At 74.7% G+C, this 1,579-nt stretch carries 1 protein-coding gene and 1 pseudogene; both read left to right on the forward strand.

What is annotated here, in order from left to right; genetic code table 11:
* Positions 1-352: pseudogene (locus KBX39_RS30775) on the forward strand (PsbP-related protein); the annotation flags it as partial.
* A 49-nt stretch (positions 353-401) separates the two neighbouring features.
* A partial coding sequence (locus tag KBX39_RS30780) for a phospho-sugar mutase (RefSeq protein WP_210873905.1) occupies positions 402-1,579 on the forward strand: 1,178 nt, incomplete at its 3' end.

Consider the following 1,579-nt stretch of genomic DNA (forward strand, 5'->3'; position numbering starts at 1 on the left):
GGACGAGGGCCGCAAGGTGCGGGTGATCGCCGAGCCGTGGGGCGGCACCTCGATCAGCTGGGCCGAGTTCGCCTCGCGGAACCTGAACAAGAACAGCGCCAAGAGCAAAACCTGTCCCGCCCCATACACCGAGGTGTCGGTTTCCGAGCAGCCGCTCGCCGGGCAGACCGCGGGCCAGCTCGAATACACCTGCGGTGAGGGTGAGTCCATGCGTCACGGCATCTGGCGGGGCGTGGTCAAGGACGGCAAGGTCTACTCGTTCTACCTCTCCTCGACCGACGCGCGGTTCGCGGAGAGCAAGCCGATCTTCGACGCGATGGTCGGCTCGTTCCAGCTCACCGAGGCGAACTGAGTCGAGGCCGACGGCCAGTGGTGATCCGCCGCCGTGCTATCAAGAGGCAATGGCGGCGGAAACCACTGACCTAGACGACCTTCGCGTCCGAGCCGAGCGCTGGCTCGCCGACGACCCGGACCCGGCTGACCGCGACGAGCTGCGCGCCGTCCTGGACGGGCTGCCCGGCACGGCGACCGACCTGGCCGACCGGTTCGCCGGCCCGCTGACGTTCGGCACCGCCGGACTGCGCGGCCCGCTGCGCGCCGGGCCGAACGGCATGAACCTCGCCGTGGTCACCCAGGCCGCCGCCGGGCTCGTGCGCTGGCTCGCCGCCCAGGGCGGCGAGGGCCCGCTGGTGATCGGGTACGACGCCCGGCGCGGCTCGCTGGCCTTCGCCGAGCGCACCGCCCAGGTGGCCACCGGCGCGGGCCGTCCGGCGCTGCTGCTGCCCCGGCCGCTGCCCACGCCGGTGCTGGCGTTCGCGGTCCGGCAGCTCGGCGCGGTCGCCGGGGTGATGGTGACCGCCAGCCACAACCCGCCGCAGGACAACGGCTACAAGGTCTACCTGGGCGCGCAGCTCGGCGGTGAGCTGGGCGCGGGCGCGCAGATCGTGCCGCCCGCCGACGCCGGCATCGAGGCGGCCATCCGGGCCGTCGGCCCGCTCGCCGAGGTGCCGCTCGGCCCGGCCGGGCAGGTGCTCGGCGACGACCTGGTGGCCGCGTACGTGGAACGGGCCGCCGCCGTGGTGGACCCGACCGGGCCGCGCGACCTGAAGGTGGCGTACACGCCGCTGCACGGGGTGGGCGGCGCGGTGCTGACCGCCGCGTTCGCGCACGCCGGGTTCGGCGTGCCGGGCGTGGTGCCGGAGCAGGCCGAGCCGGACCCGGCGTTCCCGACCGTCAGCTTCCCCAACCCGGAGGAGCCGGGCGCGGTGGACCTGCTCGTCGCGCTCGCCGACCGCACCGGCGCGGATCTCGCCATCGCCAACGACCCGGATGCGGACCGCTGCGCGGTGGCCGTACGCGACGCCGGGTCCTGGCGGATGCTGCGCGGCGACGAGGTGGGCGCGCTGCTCGCCGACCACCTGATGCGACGCGGCGTGACCGGCCTGTACGCCACCACGATCGTGTCCTCGGCGCTGCTGCGGGCCATGGCGGCGGCCCGGGGGCTGCCCTACGACGAGACGCTCACCGGGTTCAAGTGGATCGTCCGGGCCGGCGGCGGCCGGGAGCCGCTCGTGTACGG

Source organism: Micromonospora sp. D75 (assembly GCF_018070405.1).
GTDB lineage: Bacteria > Actinomycetota > Actinomycetes > Mycobacteriales > Micromonosporaceae > Micromonospora > Micromonospora chalcea.